Source organism: Brachybacterium sp. Marseille-Q7125 (assembly GCF_023062615.1).
Classification (GTDB): domain Bacteria; phylum Actinomycetota; class Actinomycetes; order Actinomycetales; family Dermabacteraceae; genus Brachybacterium.
Genome location: NZ_JALLAL010000134.1, coordinates 1 through 725 on the forward strand (window position 1 = coordinate 1; position 725 = coordinate 725).

At 68.0% G+C, this 725-nt stretch carries 1 pseudogene; it reads left to right on the top strand.

Annotated features, from left to right (window positions below):
• Positions 1-662 (top strand): annotated as a pseudogene (locus tag MU407_RS14040) (hypothetical protein); the annotation flags it as partial.
• Positions 663-725 lie beyond the last annotated feature (63 nt).

Genomic DNA, 725 nt, shown 5'->3' on the forward strand with positions numbered 1-725 from the left:
CGTGGTTCGGTGCTGGCCTGCAGCAGGAGCATCCCACCCAGCAGCGCAATGTCGAGGTGTTCACCTCCCCAGACATGGACGGCACCGCGTGCCTGCAGGTCACCGGCCCCGTCCCGGAGATCACCGCACTCGGCCACCGACTCGACGCTGCTGCGCGGGCGGTGCAGACCGCGCAGCGCCAGGCGCTGGCGGAGGCTGGCGGTGATCGCAGCGGGGGCAGCGGCACGGGCACTGCGGGGTCGTTGGGCCCTGCCTTCTTTCCGTTCGACGTGTTCGGCACTGTCGCGGAGACCGGTAGGCCTATGAGTCTCGCGGCGCTGCGTTACGCGATCCTGACCCGCACCGCGTTCGGGACCGACGGTATTGAGGTGCCCGAGTCCGGGTTCCGGATCAACGTGACCGTGCCCGTGATGACGCTGCTGGGTGAGTCGGAGGCTCCGGGTGAGGTGGATGGGGCGCATCCGATCCCGCCCGCCATGGCCCGTGACCTCGTGGTGAACGCCCCGGTGTTCCACCGGGTGCTGACCGATCCCGTGGACGGCAGTTTCCTGCCCCGGGCGGCGAAGACCTATCAGGTGAGTCGGTCGATGCAGGAGTTGCGGGCCTGTCAAATGGTGTGTGTAAGGGGTGTGGCACCACCCCCTGAAGGAGACACACTGTGACGATTGACGCCATGCCGAAGATGAGCGCCGAGGAGCGCGCTGAGCGTCGTAGAAAGCAGGCCG